Source organism: Tardiphaga robiniae, from assembly GCF_013359755.1.
Lineage (GTDB): Bacteria > Pseudomonadota > Alphaproteobacteria > Rhizobiales > Xanthobacteraceae > Tardiphaga > Tardiphaga robiniae.
Window position 1 is genome coordinate 35336 of the sequence record NZ_JABMCJ010000065.1, and the last position, 20411, is coordinate 55746.

Consider the following 20411-nt stretch of genomic DNA (forward strand, 5'->3'; position numbering starts at 1 on the left):
GAGCTCGTTGGAGCGATTGATCGAGACGCCACCTTCACCGGGGTAACCCGGTTTGCATCAGAGGCGAAGCGCAGAAGGGGGCGCTCTGTAGATTTGCCTTATCAGCCAGTGCCTCTGAATGACGACATCGCATAGTTCGACCAATCCGTGAGCGAAAATTGGCAAGAGCTATTCGAACAAGACTTTAACCAGGAGTCTACACGCAGAAGGGCTAAAGTGCACGGGGCCCACTACAGCGGACATTTCGCCGCAGCACAGGCCTCGCGTGGAATTTCACGCGGGCGGTGAGCGGCGGTTGGCTGTCTCCAGGCTGCGGATTATTTCTCGACGATTTCGGCTATTTTTTGGGCGATACTGTGGATCGCCATGCGCATCACCTCGACGCCACCTTCGGCAAGCTCTGGAAGCTTGGCGAACCACTCCTGCACATAGGGCATGGCGTTATGTGCGTCGAAATCGGCTTGACTGGCAAAAATCTCGTAGAAGATGAAATGCCCCGGTTTGGCGCGATCTTCCTGGAGAAAGTAAACTAGGTTTTTGGGATCGGCGCGAACCAGGTCGATGAGAGGCAAGGTAGCTGCCCGGAGAGCATCTTCCTTTCCAGGCTTGGCTCGCACCTGGGCGACTACTGAATAGGCACCTTCGCGAATATCCTGATAACGCATATGCGGGGCCTGCTGAGCGACTGCCGCCGACGCCGGAAGGGACAGCGAGAGGGCCAACAGCGCCGTGGCGAGCAAATTGCGACGGATAGTTTGCATCATGGGCGCCTTCACATCGTTGTCACGAACATCTGGCCGGTGCGACAGGCGGCCGTTCGTCCGCCGCATCTTGTCCATCAGCGTGTGATAGTCTGCTGCCGTTTCGCCAAGGCTTCGGCAAAACGTTGCTTGACGGGCCCCAGTGCTTTTACGAATTCGAGCTGCTCGCCCTCCGGACCCTTGCAATAGATCAGTTCCCAGCCATCTGACGGGGCCTGGGTCACCCGGTTCGTGTTGGCGCTGCGGGGAGCTGCCTTGCGGTCCGCTTCGGTCATGACCCGAACAGTGCGGTTCGCTCTCACTTGCGTCATGCCGCGGCGCGCGGATTCTGCCTCGAGGTCGGCGATGAACTTGTTGAAGTCGACATCGTCGCGAACATAGAAACAGATGTGCATCATACGCGGAAAAGCGGGGCTCATGTGCTGCACCGGCTCAGCAAAGCTCCTGGAGCTGCCCATGGGCTGATCCGCGTCTCGATACTGGAGCAACTCGATCACCACATTGTCGAACTGGATGAAGCGAACATCGAGCCGCTGCGCTCCACCGCGCAGGTCGGGAACACCGATTGTCCGAGGATTGACCCCGCGTGCGTTCGCCTCGATTTCCTGGTCGGCCAGCAGCGTGTTCTGCACCCCATCGCCTTGGAAGTCGCCGTGGCGGAAAACTTCGGTGCCGCCCAGTACCTCGGTGTAGAACTGATAAGCCCGCTCCATATTCTGGACGGTCAGCCCGAAATGCTGAACGCCCTGGAGCCGCGCGCCGAGCGGTGCCTCGTTGCGCTCGGCCGCCGACATTCCGCCGGTGTCCGGTGCAGCGGCCGGTGCGGCTGTCGGTGTGCCGCCGATCCCCAGGCCTGCGATCATGGCTACGCCGGCTGTTCGAAGCGCGGCCCGGCGGCCTATTTCAGGGGCGTCCTGTGGTTCATCTGTCATTTCCGTCTCCTTGGTCGTTCGGTTGAATTTGCCTGCACCATCCCGCGTTGGAGCGACGCCCGATTGGAATGAACTTGCTGGGATCCCGGGCAGCTCAATCGACTCCGATAAGAGGGGCTGCGGGACTGACGAGGCCCGCCGAACGGAGTTCGCGCCAGAAATCGGCGGGTATGGATTCCTCGAGCGCGGCGCTATCCTCGGCGATGCGGCTCGGACGGCTCGCACCCGGAATGACGGCCGCAACTACCGGATTTGCGAGCGCAAACTGCAGGCCTGCAGCCTTCATGCTGACGCCATAGCGGTCGGCAATCGTCTTGATCCGCGTCACCTTGTCGATGATCTCCGGAGGCGCCGGTGCATACTCGAAGTTCGGACCGCCGACGAGCGCTCCCGAGCTGTAGGGGCCGCCGACAACGATGGCGAGCTCATGCTCGGCGACCATGGGTATCACCCGCTGGAGCGCGCGGGCATGGTCGAGAAGTGTGTAACGGCCCGCGAGCAGGAATCCGTCGGGGCGCGGGTCGTCGAGCGCAAGCAGGAGTTCTATCGGTTCGACCCGGTTGACGCCAAGTCCCCAAGCCTTGATCACGCCCTGATCGCGTAGCTGGTCAAGCGCCTTGAACGCACCCTTGCGCGCACTTTCGAACACCGCCAGCCACTCGTCGCCATAAAAATCCTGCGCCACGTCGTGCACGAAAGCGATATCGATGCGGTCGGTGTTCAGCCGCCTCAGGCTGTCCTCGATAGAGCGCAACGTCGCATCTTTCGAATAGTCGTTGACGATCTTGTTCGGGCGCCCATGTTTGAACACGTTGCCTTTCTCGCCGAGGTCACGGGCATCGACATCCTCGGTCTCATCCAGGATCACGCGTCCGACCTTGGTACTGATAACATAATCGTCACGCAGCCTGCCGGCGAGGGCGGCGCCCATACGGATCTCCGCGAGCCCCGCGCCGTAAAACGGTGCGTTATCGAAGTATCGGATGCCGTCGTCCCACGCTGCATTCACCGTCGCGAGTGCTTCCTGCTCCGGGATGTCGCGAAACATGTTGCCGAGTGGCGCCGCACCGAAACCCAGCTTGCCGGGCAGTACATCCTTGAGTGTCATATGGCATGTCCTCTGTTTCGGGCAGACCAAGCCATCCGTCGAGAGATAATCGTGAGAACATCGACCTCGGCCATCGACGCCCGGCCGCGTCAACTTCAGTCAGAAGCGGATGTGTCCGCGCTCTTTATGAACGCTGCGACCTCGCGCGGATGCGACAGCATCACCGCGTGGCTGCTTTTCAGCTCAGCCACTTTCGCGCCCGACCGTCGGGCCATATTTCGTTGCGCGGTCGGGGGGATCATATGATCCTCACTTGTCACCATGTAGTAAGTCGGCTTCGCCTTCCAGGCCACACGACCGACTTTGGTCTGCACCGCCTGCAATCCCCACGGCAGTTGCGCGGCACTCATGAAGCGGGTTGTGGCGGTATCAACATCGGCCGCGAATGACGAAGGGAATTTATCGGCTTCGACGAAGAGATAGTTCCCCTCAGCGACGAGCGGAGCCTTGTGCTCGCCGGCTGGCACAGGCGCTTCTGCAAGTGTACTCACCGACTCCCCAGCCTCGGGAACAAATGCCGCGAGATAGACGAGGCTGCGGACCTTTGGATTATCGCCTGCTTCCGTGATGACCATTCCTCCATAGGAGTGCCCGACGAGAACAACCGGGTGTCGGGCCTTGGCGATCACACGCTCGGTTTCGGCGACATCGTCGCGAAGCGAGATCGTTGGCTGCTGGACGACGAGTACCTCATAGCCGGCACTCGAAAGTATGTCGTAGGTGCTCTTCCAGCCCGACCCATCGACGAAGGCGCCATGGACAAGGACAATGGAAACGGTTCTCTCGGCCGAGGCCGCAGGGACGGCTTGAGCGGCGACGATCGATATCGCGGCAAGCGCGGAGATAATCGGCTTCATAATAGGCTCCACTCCTCGATGGGCGGCAATTTCTGTTCGATGAGCGCCATCACTAGATCACGCGTGCATTCCGGTATTTCCGATTCCTGCGCGATGAGGGTCGAATCCTGCTCATCCCGGGCGAGGTCCCCCTGATTGCGATGCGCAATCAGGCCGCGTGATTAAGCTCTTGCTTTGCCTGGCTTTTACTTCTTTTAACCGCTCCATCTCTCGACTTGGCAGTAAGCTTATCCAACAACTTCGGATGGATCGGCACAGCGCTCCGGTGCGGCGCGTTGTGAGATTTTTCCGTGGCCGACAGTGTTCATGATTCCAGTCGCACACGGGGACGGGGAATCAGCGCTCGCTTGCGATATGGGGCAGGGACTCGCTGCAGCTAAGGGGAGTCACAATGACGCTCGTCACGCATGGAGATCAAAAATATAAGAACAGCGAGAAGCTCGCGGAGACCGCCGATTGGCCTGCACTGAGCATCGAACATCGAAGGTTCGAGGCGGGGCGGCAGGATACGCCCGTTCCGATTTGCACGGAGATCATGATGCTGCTGTCAGGCGGCGGAATGGTCTATCGGGCCGGCAACGGCGAAGTTCAGAAGAGCCTTGCCCGGCCGGGAATGAGCTATCTCGTACCCGCGGGAACGCAGGAGAGTCATCTCGAGCTTTGGGACCGGATGGAATGTCTTCACGTCTATCTCCCTCCGACGCTGCTGGACCAAAGTACCCTCGCAGGTTTTGATGTCGATCCCGCAGAGGTGCAGATCGCCTATGCCCACGGTCTGGCGGACCAGGTGCTCTTCCACATCTGCTCGCCGCTTCGTGACCTGCTTCATCGTCCTCGCCAACCGACTGACGCGTTGTTCGTGGAGGGCATTCAGATAGCGCTCGCAGCGCATCTTCTTGGACACTATACGATTGACCGCTGGCATCCGCCCGAAAAGTCACCGTCGCTCGATCCGCGAAGGCTCCAGCGCGTGTTGGGCTATATCTACGCTTCCCTTAATCGCGAGATCAGGCTCGAGGAACTCGCGGCCCAGGCCTGCCTCAGCCCGTTTCATTTCTCCCGCCTTTTTCGCGAAGCAACCGGATTGTCACCGCACCGCTATGTGATCGATCGCCGCGTCCAGGCCGCACGGCAAGAACTGGCGCGCAGAAATCTATCCCTGGCGGAAATTGCCCTGGAATTCGGCTTCGGCTCTCAAGCCAATTTTACGCGGGTGTTTCGAAAGGCCACGAGACTCACCCCAGGGCAGTATCGCGAGTTGTGCTGTGGCCAGATCGACGTGAAAGCTGATCGCGACGCTGAGGATTCCGCAGGGATTGCACATGATCCCGCAGGATTCGGAAATACTGCTCAGCTCCTGTGAGTCAGTGCTGTTGCACCAGTCAAACCCGCCAGGAACATATCGATATGATCGAACTCACGGTCAACGGGATCAAGCGGCAGGTCGACGTCGTTCCCGAGATGCCTTTGCTTTGGGTATTGCGCGACGAGCTCGGCATCACAAGTCCCAAATACGGCTGCGGGGTCGCTCAATGTGGCGCCTGCACCGTCCAGATCAACGGAAGGGCTGTCCGATCCTGTCAGTCACATATAGGCGAGGTCGCGGGTAAGTCGGTCGTCACGATCGAAGGGGTGGACAACAGGAATGACCATCCGGTCCTGCAGGCCTGGATCGAACATCAGGTCCCGCAATGCGGCTACTGCCAGACCGGTCAGATCATGCAGGCTATCTCGCTTCTCGAATCGATCCCCCGGCCGACAGACGAGGAGATCAACGAAGTCATGTCCGGCAATCTTTGCCGTTGCGGGACTTATCCGCGCATTCGCGCCGCGATCCATACGGCTGCTGCAAAAAAGATGACGGGGAAGTGAGATGGGCCATATGCAGAGACTTTCCCGTCGGGCTTTCGTTTTCGGCTCCGCAGCCGTGGCTGGCGGCATCGCTTTCGGCTCCTTTGACAATGCTGCACAGGCCGCCGCGACCGCCAATGGCAATCCGTTGGCCGTCGGCCTCGGACCCAACTCCGCGACCTTCAATCCATGGGTGGAGATCAGTCCGGGAAAAATCACGCTCATCGCGCAACACGCCGACATCGGCCAAGGCGTCGGCTCCGTGCAGCCGATCATGATTGCCGAAGAGATGGACCTCGATCCCGGCCAATTCGAAATTCGGTTCGCGGGGCCAAGCCCCGCTTATTTCAATACCGGGTTCGCGGATGAGCTGGCCCCGTTCCTGGCAGCGGATCAAAGCCCAGCCGCTGAAGCGGCACGTGCCGCGGCGCTCGAAAGCCTCAGGACGTCGGGCCTGCAGATGACAGGCGGGTCAAGTACGATTCCCGACACCTACGAAAAGTTGCGAGTTGCCGGCGCGGTCGCACGCGAAACACTCAAAGCCGCGGCGGCCAAGCGTTCAGGCGTCCCTGTTGCCGATATCCGCACCCAATCCGGCCATGTGATTCTGCCAGACGGAAGGAAAATTCCTTACATTGAACTCGCGGCGGAGGCCGCAAAAATTCCGCCTGTGCTCGATGCAAAGCCGCGCGACCCGTCAAAATGGCGAATACTGGGCAAGCCGATGATGCGCCTCGACGTTCGTTCGAAGGTCATGGGCGAGTTGAAGTTCGGCATCGATCTGAAGATCGACGGCATGGTGTACGCTGCCGTCAAGCTGAATCCCCACAAGGGTCAGCCGCTGAAATCATATGACGCGAGCAAGGCGCGGTCGATGCCGGGGGTCAAAAAGATCCTCGAAATAAAAAATGGCGTCGCGGTGATCGCGACGAACAGCTGGTACGCGATGAAGGCGGTCGACATGATCGATTGCGCGTGGGCACCTTCGATATATCCCGCAGAGCAAGCCGACCATTGGAAGGTTCTGGAGGCGTCATTCAAGCCGGAATTCCTCGGCAAGGAGTGGCGGAAAATCGGCGATGTCGAGACCGGGTTGAAGGTCGGAACGCTGGTCCAGGCGGAGTATCGCGCGCCTTATGTCGCGCATCAACCGCTTGAGCCTCTCAATGGGATCGGGGTTGTCTCCGACGCAGGGATGGAGATTTGGGTCGGCCATCAGAGTCCTCAGGCCGTGCAGTACGTCGCGGCGACAGCGATCGGCCTCAAGCCGGAACAAGTTATCTTCCATAATCAATGGACAGGTGGAAGTTTCGGGCACCGCCTTGAATTCGAGAACGTCCGCGTCCTGGCCGAGATTGCAAATCAGATGCGCGGAACGCCGGTCAAGCTCGTGTTCTCGCGCGAAGAGGATTTTCTCCAGGATATTCCACGACAGATTTCGATCGCCCGACACAGAGGGAGCGTCGACAAAGGGAAGATCGTCGCGGCCGACCTGCAACTGGCAGCGACCGCTCCGTTCAAGGGGCTGCTCGAGCGTATGGGAGCGCCTTCGAAAGACCCCGATCCCCAATTGGCGGCCGGCATGTGGAATGTCTATTACGACATTCCGCATTTCAGGGCCACGAGCTTTGAGGCGCAGGGATTATCGCCGTGCACCACATGGCGGTCGGTGGGAGCCTCTACAGCCGGCTTCTTCACCGAAAGTTTCATCGACGAACTGATCCATGCGGCCGGCCTCGATCCATTGAAGGCGCGCATCGAAATGTGCGCTGTGCCGACCTACCGTAAGGTTCTTGAAACGGTCGCAGAGATGTCGAATTGGAAGGGGCCACTCGGTAACGGCAAGGGGCGTGGCGTCGCGTTCGTCGAGTCGTTTGGAACCCCAACGGCCGAAGTCGTCGAAGTAAGCGTGACTGACAGAGGTATCAGGATCGACAAGGTCTGGGTTGCGGTCGATGTCGGCAAGGTTGTCGATCCCGTCAATTTCGAGAACCAGGTACAGGGTGGAGTCGTCTGGGGACTCGGCCACGCCATCAACTGCGAACTCACTTACGCAAAGGGCGGGGCGCAGCAGACGAACTACAATCACCACGAAGCCATGCGGATTTACCAATGTCCGGTGATCGAAGTTCGCGGGCTCGAGAATGATCCCAAAGTGAGAGGGGTCGGAGAGCCGCCTGTTCCTCCTGCCGCTCCCGCGCTCGCCAATGCGATATTCGCGGCGACCGGAAAGCGGATCCGCGAAATGCCCTTCGACAAGTTCATTGATTTCGTGTGAGGGCGAGACATGAAGGCATCTCTGATTGCGGTCGTCTTTGCGGTCTCAGTAATTTCGGCCTTCACGGGAATTGTCGCGGCCAAGGACGAGGCTGCCAAGGACGTGTTGCGGCCTGGTAGCGTGAGCCGCACCGAGGGGCTGGAGGCGTGGAAGCGGATTGAGGCTGTGGTGACGCATCCGCGTTGCGCCAACTGCCATGTTGATGCCAAGGCGATTCCCATATGGACGCCGGCAGGCGAAAGCAAACCCCGCGTGCATGGGATGAACATCCATGGCGGAGAGAGCCGCATCGGGACTGAGAAACTCGCCTGCTCGACCTGTCACATGACCTCCACCCAGCCGAACGAGCCAGCACCCTCGCCACCGCGCGCCGGCATCGACTGGCAGCTCGCCCCGGTGGCCTTCATCTGGTTCGGCAAGAGCGGCGCCGAGATTTGTGCGCAACTGAAAGATCCCAAACGCAATGGTGGTCGCGACGCCGCTGGCCTCGTTGGACACCTGCGGCACGATGCATCGTTAAACGGCTTCATCCCTCGCGGGTGGGCACCCGGAGCAGGCCGCTCGATCCCTCCGGGGACGTTCGAGGATCACGTCAAAGACATGGCCCTGTGGGGAGCTGCCGGGCAACCGTGTCCGAACTGACGGTTTCCGCCAAAGCGCGAGCAGCTACCAGGTTGATGCAGGCCGCCAAGTCTTGAGCCAGGATTATACACGAAAGGAAGAGCGTTATGGCAATCGGTACGATCGTTCTTGTCCATGGGGCCTTTGCGGACGGCTCTTGCTGGGCGAAGGTTATCCCTCTGCTCATGAAGCGAGGCCTGAAAGCTATCGCAGTTCAAAATCCTCTTAGTTCGCTGGCCGACGATGTTACGGCCACGCATCGGGTTGTAAACATGCAGGACGGTGCGGTTCTCATGGTTGGACATTCCTGGGGCGGGGCCGTCATCACCGAGGCCGGCAACCATCCGCAGGTTAAAGGCCTTGTTTATGTCGCTGCCGGCGCGCCAGACAGCGGGCAGTCCTTCGATGATTGGTGGAAGTCGTATCCGCCAGCGCCTGGCGCTTCCGAAATCAAACCCTATGGTGAAGGCTACGTCGCCTTAACCCTCGAGGGTGTTCGCAAACACTTCGTGCAAGACATCCCGGCGGATGAAGCCGACATCGTATTCGCCACGCAAGGGCCGTTGGCAGTAAAATGCTTCGGCGACAAGATTACCGAGGCAGCTTGGCGCTCCGAGCCATCATGGTATATCGTTGCAGCTCACGATGAAACCATTCCTCCCGACGCTGAGCGCGATTCTGCGAAGCGGATGAGTGCCAAGACCCTGGTGCTTGAAAGCTCGCATGTGCCGATGCTTTCTCAGCCCGATGCAGTCGCGGAGTTTATCGCCAACGCGGCGGTTTCTCTGCACGGCTGATGTAAATCGGAGGGCGCTTGGCGGCGCCTGCGGGGTGGGGTAATTAGCCGCCAGAAGCGACTCAAGCGCCGCGGCGCACCTCAACCGCAACGCTCTCCGGTTGGGGGGCAAATATCGGCAGGACGACCTCGAAGGTTGCGCCGCCAAGCTCGTTGTTGCGCGCCGCGAGCGAGCCGCCGTGCCTCCACAATGGATTTGCAGATTGCCAGGCCGATCCCATTCCTTGACGCTTCGTCGTGAAGAAGGAACCGAACAGCTCGTTCAGGTTGTCCGGGGATATCCGCAACGGGCCTCTCACGCGTGGGGTGAAGATCAGCAGAAGCGCTACGACGCGGTCGGATCCAGTAATCTCCACCGGGCAAATCGCGCACGCAATGCCGTCGATTGACGCAGCGTCCGACAGGCGCACTTCGCCATACAAAGCTTTTGATGCGGGAGCAGCAGGAAATGGTTGAAAGGATCGCTGAAGAGAGCGCTCTTTTCAAAGAGCGGCTTCAGAGCGCGGAAGCTCGCGAGGTCTTCTCTGCCTTTGCAGAGAAGCGAAAGCCCGATTTCACGAAAGTCTAACTTGGCGGCTAGAGAGCTGCGCCGGCCAATCCATGACGATGATCAAGCGCCGAAACGAGTGTGCCCCTGCTGTGCCCCAGCTTTTCCGGGGCACACTTCGAGGGAATAAGGCCGCTAAGTACTTGAATATGCTGGAATAATGGTGGGCGCACAAGGGATCGAACCTTGGACCTCTCCCGTGTGAAGGGAACGCTCTCCCGCTGAGCTATGCGCCCGGGATGCCGTACAGACCAAAAGGCCGGGCGGTAATGGCCCGGCGGGGACTGACGTCAGTGGCGCGATTTAGGGAATAGGGGGCGGGGGTGTCAAGCAAACCCTGCCGCAAGTTCTAACAATAAGTCCGCACAATAAGTCTCCCGATCCGGCCGGACGGCCAATCCGGGTTCCTGGCGCGCGATTTAGCCCGGCTGCGTGGCGCGGGAGGCATGGGACTGCAGCGCCCGGATCCGGTCGGCGAGGGTGCTGTTGGGGGCGAAACCTGCGTCATTGGCCGGGCGCGGCTGGGCCGCGGGCGCCGGAGCGGCGGCCAAAATTGCCTCGATGGGCGAATTCGGCCCTTCCAGTGTCATCGCCATTTTGGCCACTTCGGCGGCGATGTCGTTGATGCGCTCGCGCAGCAGCGCGTTTTCCATGCGCTCGGTGGCCCATGCGCTCTCGGCCTGCTGATGGACGCCGTTGAGGTCGCGCTGCAGCTTGGCGCGCTCCTCGCGGGCGGCGGCGAGCTCGGTCTCCACGGCGGCCTTCTCGGCGCGCAGCTTCTCGATGACGGGCGATCCCTTGGCGCCGTTCATGGCGGCGAGCTCGACGCGCAGGTCGCGCGCGATCTGTTCGGCGGCTTCATTGGCTTGGCGCAACTGGCTGTTCTCGAAATCGCGCTCGGCCAGGATCTTGGTCTGGGTCGAGAGCTGGCTCTCGAGATCGGTGACGCGGGCGCCGAGCTGTTCGGCTTCGCGCACCTGGATGGTGAGCTGCTGATCGAGGTCAGTCACGCGCTGGCTGAGATTCTCGACGCGGGCGCGCGCCTCGGTGAGCTCGCGCGTCGCGGTGTCGGACTCGCCGCGCTGCAGCTCCAGCCGGTGCTGCGTATTGGCGAATTCCTTTTCGGCATCGCCGACGCGGCCCTTCAATTCCTCGACCTGCGCACGTACGGCGATGAGCTCGACCTGGCGGGTGTCGGCCACCATGGAGCGGTCCGAGAGGTCGTGGTTCAGCTTGGCGAGTTCGCTCTGCTTGTCGCTCAAGGCCTGTTCGGCGGCGCGCAACGCTTCCGTCTTGCTGGTGAAGTCGGCCTCGGTGAGGCCGAGCTTTTCCTTCACGGCGGCTTCACGGGCTTCCAGCGCGAAGATCGTGGCGTTCTTTTCGCCGAGCTCAAGCTTCATGCGGTTGATGGCGTCGGACTTCTTGCCGAGTTCGGCGAGCTGGCTGGTGGTCTTGTTCTTGAGCTGGTCGACGCTCATTTCCAGCCGGCGTGCCGCCATCGCGAATTCCGCGCGCAACTGGTCCTTGTCGGCCTGGATTTCCGCCATCGATAGCGGCGTCGCGGCTTCGAGCCGGCGGGTGGTGAGGCGGACGGCACGGTTATGCACCAGCGGCATGATCATCAGGCCGCACAGCATCGAGACCAGAAAACCGATCGCCAGATACATGATCGGTTCAACCATGACGAATGCTCCCACGCTCTCAAAATGCAGCGGTTAGCATGCCATGGCACCGCCGGCAAAGACAGCGTAACGCCTCGTTAACCTTTATTCAGCCGTTCAGAAGCGCTTGATCGCGCGCCTCTCAAATCGAAGAGGTTAGAACGGGTTCCAGGTCGCACTGGGGGTATATTTGAGATAGCCGATATTGGCGCCGAGCCGCAGGCCGAGGCCCGAACGGATCGGCACCAGCACGACGTTGTTGGCCGTCAGTGCCGTCATGCCGAAGCCGCCGATGATGTAGGCGGAGCCGTCGATACCGGCGAAGCGCTGATAGATCGCCTGGGTGGCGGGCAGGTTATAGACCAGCGTCATGGTGCGGGCGCCGTCGCCGCCCCAGTCGAAGCCGACCGAAGGGCCCTGCCAGTAGACGCGCAGATCGCCGGCATTCTTCGTATAGAGCGTACCTTCGCCGTAACGCAGGCCCGCCACAATCGCGCCGCTGCCTTCCTCGCCGAGGATATAGCCGTTCGGCAGCCCCCACTGGCTGACGGCCTTTTCGATCACCGAGGCGAGGCCGCGCGAGACATTGCCAAAGAAGCGATGGCCGGCCGTCATGAGTTCTTCGGACCGGTAGGTGTCCGGTGCGGCCTGGCCGCGCGGTGGTTGCTGCGCAGAAGCCGGCGAGAAGGCGAGCGTGAACGTGGCTAGCGCGACCGCTGCCAGGCGTGATGCGAAGGTCATGAAAAGAACCCCTGGTATTTCAAATTTGCGACCGCGGCTTTAACCGGATGCTGAGAAGCACGGTTTAACTCTGCAGTCATTGTCCCCGACTCCCTATACTATCGGTATCAACTATGACGGCACAACGGCGGGAATTGTCAGGCTGGAGCCGTGGAATTGCCTTGATTCTGCTGCTGGCGGCCACTCTGGTCCCGGCGGGCGCGCAGGCTGCGACCAGTGAACGCGTGGTCACTGACCGATATACGGGTCTCGCAATCAGCGGTTTCGATCCGGTGGCCTATTTCACCGAAGGCCGCCCGACGCTGGGGCAGCCGGACTTCGAAATGTCGGAAGAGGGCACCGTCTGGCGCTTCCGCAATGAGGGTAACCGCGCGTCCTTTGCCGCGCATCCGGACATCTACGGTCCGCAATTCGGTGGCTATGATCCCGTCGACGTCGCCCGCGGCGTCGCCTTCGCCGGCAATCCGCGTTTGTGGCTCATTACGGGCGAACGCCTTTACCTGTTCGGCCGGGAGGAAACCCGCGACGCCTTTGCTGCGGCACCGGCCAAATATCTGCCCGGCGCGCGCAAGCGCTGGCCGGGCGTGCAGGATATCCTGGCGAAATAATGCGGGTTCAGCCGCGCGCGCTCGCGGTGCTGTCACCCCAGGCGATGAATTCCGGCACGATGAAGTCTTCCCGGTTGCCGCCGAAGCGAACCGCCTTGCCAAAGGTGTCGGTCACCTTGCCGCCTGCAGCCACCACCACGGCATGGCCCGCAGCCACATCCCATTCGCAGGTCGGCGCCAGCCGCGGATAGATGTCAGCCTGGCCCTCGGCCACGCGGCAGAATTTCAGCGCCGAGCCGAACTCCTGTCTGACAGCACCGGGGCGACTGGCGATGAAAGCCTCGGTTCGCTGGTCGCCATGGGAGCGGCTGACCGCTGCGGTCCATGCCGCGCCCGGAGCAGGCGCCGTGCGGGTCTGGATCGGTGTGACCTTGCGAATGGACAGGTCTGGCGCGAGTTCGACACGCTCGGCGCCGCGCCCGACCAGCCCGCGCCAGATCAGCCCGAGGGCAGGGGCACCGACAATACCCAGCAGCGGAGTGCCATCGACGATCAATGCAATATTGACGGTGAACTCCTGGCGGCCGGCGACAAATTCTTTGGTGCCGTCAAGCGGGTCGATGAGGAACAGTGTGCCGGCATAGGGGGGCGTGGCGAGATGGAGGCGCTCTTCGGACAGCGACGGGATTCCCGGAAACAGCCGGGCCAGTCCTTCGCCGATGACATGGTCGGCCGCGAGATCGGCTTCGGTCACGGGCGAGCCGTCCGCCTTGCCATCCACGGTCATGACAGTGCGGTTGACCTTGAGGATAGCAGCGCCGGCCTGTGCGGCGAGCTCGGTCAGCGGCGCCATCAGGGTGGCAGCCCGCGCGGCATCCATGCGAGGTCGCGAATCATCCGTCATCGACTAGCCTTCATCCCCTGCATGTCATCCCCGTTCATTTTTACACGCGCCTGTTGCACCGGTGGACTGTGCCAGCCTTGTTGTGGTCGCGCCACCATCTGCGGTGTATCTAACCGTAAAGCAAATGCTTGATTCGCCGTTCATTCTGTGTGGCCCCAGGAGCGCATTTCATGTCCGACACCCCCACGCCAGGTCCGGCCCCCGATGCCCTCGAACTCGCGGCATTGCTCTGCTCGCGCGTCTGCCACGACCTGATCAGCCCCGTGGGCGCCATCGTCAACGGGCTCGAAGTGCTCGACGACAATCCCAAGCCGGAAGACAAGGAATTCGCGCTCGATCTGATCCGGAAGAGCGCCAAGACCGCATCGGCACGCCTGCAGTTCTGCCGGCTCGCCTTCGGCGCCGCCGGTTCCGCTGGCGCGCAGATCGATCTCGGCGATGCGCAGACCATGTCGCGCGGCCATCTTGAAGATGCCAAGACCAAGATCGAATGGAATCTGCCGCGGCTTCTGCTGCCGAAGAACAAGGTCAAGCTGCTGCTCAACATGCTGGTAATCGCGCAGCAGACGATTCCGCGCGGCGGCGTGCTCAAGATCGATGGCATCGGCGAAGGTGAGCCGCAGGGTTTCAAGATCACCGCTGCAGGCCTCAACGCGCGCCTGCCGCAGGCCATCGTCGATATGCTAGCCTCGGAACAAGTTGGCAGCATCGATGCCCATGCCGTACAGCCTTACTACACGCGGCTCCTGGCGCAGGCTTGCGGCCTCAAGGTGACCTTGGTGCCCGAAGGCGACGCCATCGTCGTCACCGCGATCTGATCGCAAACTCATTCAACTCTTAATGAACTCTTTACGAGTCCGCCGTTTGGCGGGCTCGTACGTGTGCGAGCATATAGCTAAATGTCGTATTCATTGTTTTTGGGAATGCTCAACTAATATTAAACGCTTTGCGGGGAAAGTAGCCAGACTTCGAAAGGCGTAGCGAAAGTCGCGAGCCTGGAGTGTGAAGGCCTATTTTCATGGATGATCTTCTCCGCGAGTTTTTGACGGAAACCAACGAGAGCCTGGATACGGTTGACAATCAGCTGGTCCGCTTCGAACAGGACCCGAATAACGCGAAAATTCTCGATAATATTTTTCGCCTGGTTCACACCATCAAGGGCACGTGCGGATTTCTCGGACTGCCCCGTCTCGAAGCCCTGGCCCACGCCGCCGAGACATTGATGGGCAAATTCCGCGATGGAATGCCGGTCACCGGAGAAGCGGTTACGCTCATCCTGACCACGATCGATCGCATCAAGGAAATCCTCGGTCAGCTCGAAGCCACGGAAGCGGAGCCGGAAGGCGTCGACGAGGATCTGATCGGCGAACTGCATCACATGGTCGAAAAAGGCATGGAATCGATGACTGAGTCCGCACCTCCGATCGCACCGGAAGCGCCTGTCGCGGCCGAGACGGCCCCGCTGATCGTTCCGACCCTCGAGCGTGAGCTGCGTCCCGGTGAAGTCTCGCTCGAAGAGCTTGAGCGCGCCTTCCAGGAAACCGCCATCGAAGTCGCACCGCCGGCAGCTGCAGCGCCTGTCGCGCCGCCGGCTCCGGTTGCTGAAAAGCCCGCCGCGCCGAAGGCTGTCGCTCCGAAGCCCGCTGCCAAGAAGACTGCAGTCGAGGTCGACCAGCCAGAAGCCGACAAGGTCGCAAACCAGTCGATCCGCGTGAACGTCGACACGCTCGAACATCTGATGACCATGGTCTCCGAGCTGGTGCTGACCCGCAACCAGTTGCTGGAAATCAGCCGTCGTCATGAAGACACCGAATTCAAGGTGCCGCTGCAGCGCCTGTCCACCGTGACCGCCGAACTGCAGGACGGTGTCATGAAGACCCGCATGCAGCCAATCGGCAACGCCTGGCAGAAGTTGCCGCGTATCGTGCGCGATCTGGCCGGCGAACTCGGCAAGCAGATCGAACTCGAGATGCACGGCGCCGATACCGAACTCGATCGCCAGGTGCTCGACCTGATCAAGGATCCGCTCACCCACATGGTGCGCAACTCGGCGGATCACGGCCTCGAAACGCCGGCTGAGCGCGCTGCCGAAGGCAAGCCGGAGCAGGGCACGATCCGTCTGTCCGCCTATCATGAAGGCGGCCACATCCTGATCTGCATCGCCGACAACGGCCGTGGCCTCAACACCGAGCGGATCAAGGCGAAGGCGATCTCGAACGGTCTGGCCACCGAAGCCGATATCGAGAAGATGTCGGAAGCCCAGATCCACAAGTTCATCTTCGCACCGGGCTTCTCGACTGCAGCTGCAATTACCAGCGTCTCCGGCCGCGGCGTCGGCATGGACGTGGTGCGCACCAATATCGATCAGATCGGCGGCACCATCGACATCAAGTCGGTCGCCGGCGAGGGCTCCAGCGTCACCATCAAGATCCCGCTCACGCTGGCCATCGTGTCCGCGCTGATCGTCGAGGCCGGTGGTGATCGCTTCGCGATCCCGCAGCTCGCGGTCGTCGAACTGGTGCGTGCGCGCGCCAACTCCGAACATCGCATCGAGCGCATCAAGGACACCCCGGTGCTCCGTCTGCGCAACAAGTTGCTGCCGCTGATGCATCTGAAGAAGCTGCTGCAGATCGATGACGGCTCGTCGGCCGATCCGGAGAACGGCTTCATCGTCGTGACCCAGGTGGGCAACCAGACCTTCGGCATCGTCGTCGATGGCGTCTTCCACACCGAAGAAATCGTCGTCAAGCCGATGTCCACCAAGCTCCGTCACATCGGCATGTTCTCCGGCAACACCATCCTGGGCGATGGCGCGGTGATCATGATCGTCGATCCGAACGGCATCGCACAGGAGCTTGGTGCTCTGGCATCCAACGCTCACGAGATTGCCGACGAGAACGCCGCAATGCGCGCGATGAATGCAGAACAGCTGACGTCGCTGCTGGTGTTCCGCGCCGGCTCCGCACAGCCCAAGGCGGTGCCGCTCGGTCTCGTCACGCGCCTCGAAGAAGTGGGCGTTGACAAGGTCGAGCTGTCGAACGGCCGCTACATGGTCCAGTACCGCGATCAGCTGATGCCGCTGGTGCAGATGGAAGGCGTGACCGTCCGTACGTCGGGTACCCAGCCAATCCTCGTTTTCGCAGACGACGGTCGCTCGATGGGTCTCGTCGTCGACGAAATCGTCGATATCGTCGAAGAGCGGCTGCATATCGAAGTGGCCAGCGGTCGCGAGGGAATCCTCGGCTCGGCTGTCATCAAGGGTCTCGCGACCGAAGTGATCGACGTCGGTCACTTCCTGCCGATGGCTTTCGCCGATTGGTTCTCGCGTAAGGAAATGCGTGTCTCGGCGACCGCCCAATCGGTGCTGCTGGTCGACGACTCCGCGTTCTTCCGCAACATGCTCTCGCCCGTGCTCAAGGCTGCCGGCTACAAGGTACGCGTCGCTACCAACGCCCAGGAAGGTCTGTCATTCCTGCGCTCGGGTCAGGAGGTCGACGTAATCCTCACCGACATCGAAATGCCGGATATGAACGGCTTCGAATTCGCCGAGACCATCCGTGCGGATCAGAAACTCAGCCACACGCCGATTATTGCTCTCTCGGCGATGATCTCGCCGGCTGCCATCGAGCGCGGTCGTCTCGCAGGTTTCCATGATTACGTCGCCAAGTTCGATCGCCCCGGCCTGATTGCGGCGCTCAAAGAACAGACCACTGAAGTTCGCCAGGCTGCGTGAGGGAAATCGCAATGACCACCACCACCACTACGACCACCACCACCACCAAGGCTCCGAGCGCTGACGGCGCGATCACCGAATACGTAACCACCATGATCGGTGGACAACTGTTCGGCATGCCGATCTCGCGCGTGCAGGACGTGTTCATGCCTGAGCGCCTGACCCGCGTGCCGCTGTCCTCCAGCGACGTCGCCGGCGTGCTCAATCTGCGCGGTCGAATTGTGACCGCGATCGACATGCGTTCGCGCCTTGGCCTGCCGAAGAACGATGACGGCAAACCGCCGATGGCTGTGGGCGTCGATCTCCGCGGTGAATCCTACGGCTTGCTGATCGATTCGATCGGTGAAGTCCTGAAGCTCGCCGATGAGAGCCGTGAGGTGAATCCGGTCAATCTGGATCCGCGCATGGCCAAGATGGCCGATGGCGTCCATCGTCTCGATGGGCAACTGATGGTCGTACTCGACGTTGATCGCATCCTTGAAATCTCGCCTGACAAGCTGGCCGCCTAAGACCAGCACTTGGACAATTTTGTCCGCGGTGAAAATGAGGCTCACATGAAGACATGTCTGGTTGTCGATGACTCCAGTGTCATCCGTAAGGTCGCCCGTCGGATTCTCGAAGGTCTCGATTTCGAGATCACCGAGGCTGAAGACGGCGAGAAAGCGCTCGAAATCTGCAAGCAGAACCTGCCGGACGCTGTTCTGCTTGATTGGAATATGCCGGTGATGGATGGCTACGAGTTCCTGCGTAACCTGCGCCGCATGCCGGGCGGTGACGTTCCGAAGGTCGTGTTCTGTACGACGGAGAACGACGTGGCCCACATCGCGCGCGCTCTGCACGCCGGCGCGAACGAATACATCATGAAACCGTTCGACAAGGAAATCGTGTCGGCGAAGTTTCAGGAAGTCGGCCTGATCTAAGTTCTACGCCGGAATTGCGTATTCCACTTCCGGCGCCGCCTTTTTGTTTGTGCATTTGTTTTGTCAGTGCATTTGTCGCGTTGTGTTGCGTCTGGTGAGTTCATGAGTGTTGATGTGATAAGTCCTGCTGTTGTCGATTCGCGGTATGAGCCACTGCGAGTCATGGTGGTGGACGACTCCGTCGTCATTCGTGGCCTGATCTCGCGCTGGATCGAGGCCGAGCCTGATATGGCCGTCGCGGCGTCGCTTCGTACTGGTCTCGATGCCGTCAACCAGATCGAGCGCATCAATCCCGACGTTGCGATTCTCGATATTGAAATGCCGGAGCTCGATGGCATTTCGGCGCTGCCGCAGCTGCTGGCGAAGAAGCGGAATCTCATTATCATCATGGCGTCGACGCTGACCCGCCGCAACGCGGAGATCAGCTTCAAGGCGATGTCGCTCGGCGCCGCCGACTACATTCCGAAACCGGAGAGCACCCGGGAGATTTCCGCAGCCGACATCTTCAAGCACGACCTGTTGCAGAAGATCCGTCATCTTGGCGCGAAGGTTCGCCGCCTGAAGTCGGCGACGACGCCGTCGATCGTGCCAGCTCCCGCGGCGCGTGAGGCTGCACCGTCTTTCAAGTCCGTGACATCAGTCGCCGCGCAGGCGCAGCTCGTGAAGCGTCCTTTCAGCGCCACGATGCCACGCGCGCTGCTGATCGGTTCGTCCACTGGTGGTCCGCAAGCCCTGATGACGCTGGTTGCCGAAATCGGCGCCGTGATCGACAAGGTGCCTGTTCTGATCACGCAGCATATGCCGCCGACCTTTACGACCATTCTTGCCGAACATCTCGCCCGGGCCAGCAAGCGTCCGGCTCGCGAAGGTGTCGATGGCGAAATCGTCAAGGCCGGTCAGATCTACCTTGCGCCGGGCGGCAAGCATATGCGCGCCGTCAAGCAGGGTGCCAACATCGCCATCGCGCTCGATGACGGTCCGCCGGTGAATTTCTGCAAGCCTGCTGTCGATCCGCTGTTCACGTCTGCCATCGACGTCTGGCACGGCGCCATTCTCGCCGTCGTGTTGACAGGCATGGGTTCGGACGGCATGCGCGGCGGCAAGGATATCGTCGCGGCTGGCGGCAATGTCATCGCGCAGGACGAAGCATCGAGCGTGGTGTGGGGTATGCCCGGCGCTGCCGCCAATGCGGGCATCTGCTCGGCTATCCTGCCGCTCAATCAAATCGGTTCGAAAGTGGTTCGTCTTTTCTCGGGAGATCGGTCATGACACCGGCAGACTATGATTTCCTGCGCAAGTTCCTGAAGGAGCGCTCGGGTCTCGATCTGTCTGCTGACAAGCAGTATCTGGTCGAAAGCCGGCTGATGCCGCTCGCACGCAAGGCCAACCTGTCGGGCATTGAAGAGCTGGTCCAGAAGATCAAGAACGGCTCGTCCACGGTTGCGTCCGACGTGGTCGAGGCGATGACCACCAACGAGACCTTCTTCTTCCGCGACAAGGTCCCGTTCGACCATCTGCGTGACGTCGTGCTGCCGGAGATGATCCAGGCACGTGCCGCCCGCAAGAGCCTGCGGATCTGGTGTGCGGCTGCCTCCACCGGTCAGGAGCCGTATTCGATCGCGATGACCATCAAGGAAATGAGCGCCCAGCTCGCCGGATGGCGGATCGAGATCATCGGGACCGACATCTCGCAGCAGGTGCTCGAGAAGTCGAAGTCGGGCATCTACACCCAGTTCGAAGTCCAGCGCGGATTGCCGATCCAGCTGCTGGTCAAATACTTCAAGCAGACCGGCGAGATGTGGCAGATCAATCCGGAGATCCGGTCGATGATCCAGTACAAGCCGCTCAATCTGCTGCAGGACTTCTCCAGCATGGGCAAGTTCGACATCGTCTTCTGCCGCAACGTGCTGATCTATTTCGATCAGGAGATGAAGACGCAGATCTTTGGCCGCCTTGCCAAGTGCACGGAGCCTGATGGCTTCCTGGCGCTGGGCGCCGCAGAGACCGTTGTCGGTCTGACCGACACGTTCAAGCCGCATGCCGACAAGCGTGGCCTGTACCGCCCGAACGTCGTCCGTGCCGCACCGTCGATCGTGCCGAGCATGACGCCTGTGGGTCTGAAGGCCGCTGCTTCGCCGGCACGCTGAGCGCCG

20 protein-coding genes and 1 tRNA gene are annotated in these 20411 nt (G+C 60.9%); 12 read left to right on the forward strand and 9 right to left on the reverse strand.

Annotation, left to right across the window (positions count from 1 at the left end; genetic code table 11):
* Window positions 1-317: 317 nt before the first annotated feature.
* From HP556_RS02965 to HP556_RS02980, 4 genes are all read right to left on the reverse strand, one after another.
* Window positions 318-839 (reverse strand): putative quinol monooxygenase, encoded by a 522-nt coding sequence (locus tag HP556_RS02965; RefSeq protein ID WP_246297357.1) that lies wholly within the window; start codon window positions 837-839, stop codon window positions 318-320.
* Window positions 839-1693: a VOC family protein gene (locus tag HP556_RS02970; RefSeq protein ID WP_175365854.1), complete on the reverse strand. Its 855-nt coding sequence runs from the start codon at window positions 1691-1693 to the stop codon at window positions 839-841. Before HP556_RS02970 ends, HP556_RS02965 begins: the two co-directional genes overlap by 1 nt.
* A gap of 94 nt (window positions 1694-1787) precedes the next feature.
* Window positions 1788-2801 carry an aldo/keto reductase gene (locus HP556_RS02975; RefSeq protein ID WP_175365855.1) on the reverse strand — a complete coding sequence of 338 codons (1014 nt, stop codon included), beginning with the start codon at window positions 2799-2801 and terminating at the stop codon, window positions 1788-1790.
* A gap of 95 nt (window positions 2802-2896) precedes the next feature.
* Complete coding sequence (locus tag HP556_RS02980; RefSeq protein WP_175365856.1) at window positions 2897-3658, reverse strand: alpha/beta hydrolase; 762 nt, start codon at window positions 3656-3658, stop codon at window positions 2897-2899.
* 391 nt (window positions 3659-4049) lie between these two features.
* Between HP556_RS02980 and HP556_RS02985 the strand changes: the two genes are divergently transcribed.
* The 5 genes from HP556_RS02985 (at window position 4050) to HP556_RS03005 (ending at window position 9205) form a co-directional block, all read left to right on the forward strand.
* Window positions 4050-5021, forward strand: a complete 972-nt coding sequence (locus HP556_RS02985) for a helix-turn-helix transcriptional regulator (protein WP_175365857.1) — start codon at window positions 4050-4052, stop codon at window positions 5019-5021.
* A 44-nt stretch (window positions 5022-5065) separates the two neighbouring features.
* Window positions 5066-5530 (forward strand): (2Fe-2S)-binding protein, encoded by a 465-nt coding sequence (locus HP556_RS02990; RefSeq protein ID WP_175365858.1) that lies wholly within the window; start codon window positions 5066-5068, stop codon window positions 5528-5530.
* 1 nt (window position 5531) lies between these two features.
* Window positions 5532-7787, forward strand: a complete 2256-nt coding sequence (locus tag HP556_RS02995; RefSeq protein ID WP_175365859.1) for a xanthine dehydrogenase family protein molybdopterin-binding subunit — start codon at window positions 5532-5534, stop codon at window positions 7785-7787.
* A 9-nt stretch (window positions 7788-7796) separates the two neighbouring features.
* Entirely contained in the window at window positions 7797-8429 is a 633-nt protein-coding gene (locus tag HP556_RS03000; protein ID WP_175365860.1) for a hypothetical protein, read from the forward strand.
* Window positions 8430-8515: 86 nt separating this feature from the next.
* The gene (locus HP556_RS03005; RefSeq protein ID WP_175365861.1) at window positions 8516-9205 is read left to right on the forward strand and encodes an alpha/beta fold hydrolase; all 690 of its coding nucleotides are present in this window, start codon (window positions 8516-8518) and stop codon (window positions 9203-9205) included.
* 61 nt (window positions 9206-9266) lie between these two features.
* On the opposite strand, the gene HP556_RS03010 is transcribed toward HP556_RS03005, so the two are convergent.
* The 4 genes from HP556_RS03010 to HP556_RS03025 all read right to left on the reverse strand — a co-directional run bounded on the left by HP556_RS03010 (window position 9267) and on the right by HP556_RS03025 (window position 12153).
* The gene (locus HP556_RS03010) at window positions 9267-9626 is read right to left on the reverse strand and encodes a hypothetical protein (RefSeq protein ID WP_175365862.1); all 360 of its coding nucleotides are present in this window, start codon (window positions 9624-9626) and stop codon (window positions 9267-9269) included.
* A 286-nt stretch (window positions 9627-9912) separates the two neighbouring features.
* Window positions 9913-9987: transfer RNA gene (locus HP556_RS03015), tRNA-Val, on the reverse strand.
* 183 nt (window positions 9988-10170) lie between these two features.
* Entirely contained in the window at window positions 10171-11433 is a 1263-nt protein-coding gene (locus HP556_RS03020; protein ID WP_175365863.1) for a coiled-coil domain-containing protein, read from the reverse strand.
* A gap of 135 nt (window positions 11434-11568) precedes the next feature.
* Window positions 11569-12153, reverse strand: coding sequence for a DUF1134 domain-containing protein (locus HP556_RS03025; RefSeq protein ID WP_089267524.1), 585 nt, complete (start codon window positions 12151-12153; stop codon window positions 11569-11571).
* Window positions 12154-12266: 113 nt separating this feature from the next.
* Here HP556_RS03025 and HP556_RS03030 point away from each other — a divergent pair, with 113 nt between their 5' ends.
* The gene (locus tag HP556_RS03030) at window positions 12267-12761 is read left to right on the forward strand and encodes a YHS domain-containing (seleno)protein (RefSeq protein WP_175365864.1); all 495 of its coding nucleotides are present in this window, start codon (window positions 12267-12269) and stop codon (window positions 12759-12761) included.
* 7 nt (window positions 12762-12768) lie between these two features.
* Here the strand turns inward: HP556_RS03030 and cysQ are convergent, their stop codons facing one another.
* Window positions 12769-13605: a 3'(2'),5'-bisphosphate nucleotidase CysQ gene (gene cysQ / locus HP556_RS03035; protein WP_175365865.1), complete on the reverse strand. Its 837-nt coding sequence runs from the start codon at window positions 13603-13605 to the stop codon at window positions 12769-12771.
* A 170-nt stretch (window positions 13606-13775) separates the two neighbouring features.
* Between cysQ and chpT the strand changes: the two genes are divergently transcribed.
* The 6 genes from chpT (at window position 13776) to HP556_RS03065 (ending at window position 20405) form a co-directional block, all read left to right on the forward strand.
* Entirely contained in the window at window positions 13776-14423 is a 648-nt protein-coding gene (gene chpT, locus HP556_RS03040) for a histidine phosphotransferase ChpT (RefSeq protein WP_068737134.1), read from the forward strand.
* A 200-nt stretch (window positions 14424-14623) separates the two neighbouring features.
* The gene (locus HP556_RS03045) at window positions 14624-17338 is read left to right on the forward strand and encodes a hybrid sensor histidine kinase/response regulator (protein WP_175365866.1); all 2715 of its coding nucleotides are present in this window, start codon (window positions 14624-14626) and stop codon (window positions 17336-17338) included.
* An 11-nt stretch (window positions 17339-17349) separates the two neighbouring features.
* Window positions 17350-17847 (forward strand): chemotaxis protein CheW, encoded by a 498-nt coding sequence (locus HP556_RS03050; protein WP_089267521.1) that lies wholly within the window; start codon window positions 17350-17352, stop codon window positions 17845-17847.
* Between the two features lie 45 nt (window positions 17848-17892).
* The gene (locus HP556_RS03055; RefSeq protein WP_068737128.1) at window positions 17893-18258 is read left to right on the forward strand and encodes a response regulator; all 366 of its coding nucleotides are present in this window, start codon (window positions 17893-17895) and stop codon (window positions 18256-18258) included.
* Window positions 18259-18360: 102 nt separating this feature from the next.
* On the forward strand, window positions 18361-19527 hold the full coding sequence (locus HP556_RS03060) for a protein-glutamate methylesterase/protein-glutamine glutaminase (RefSeq protein WP_175365867.1): 1167 nt from the start codon (window positions 18361-18363) through the stop codon (window positions 19525-19527).
* Window positions 19524-20405 (forward strand): CheR family methyltransferase, encoded by an 882-nt coding sequence (locus HP556_RS03065; protein ID WP_175365868.1) that lies wholly within the window; start codon window positions 19524-19526, stop codon window positions 20403-20405. The genes HP556_RS03060 and HP556_RS03065 overlap by 4 nt, the downstream gene beginning before the upstream one ends.
* Window positions 20406-20411: the final 6 nt, after the last annotated feature.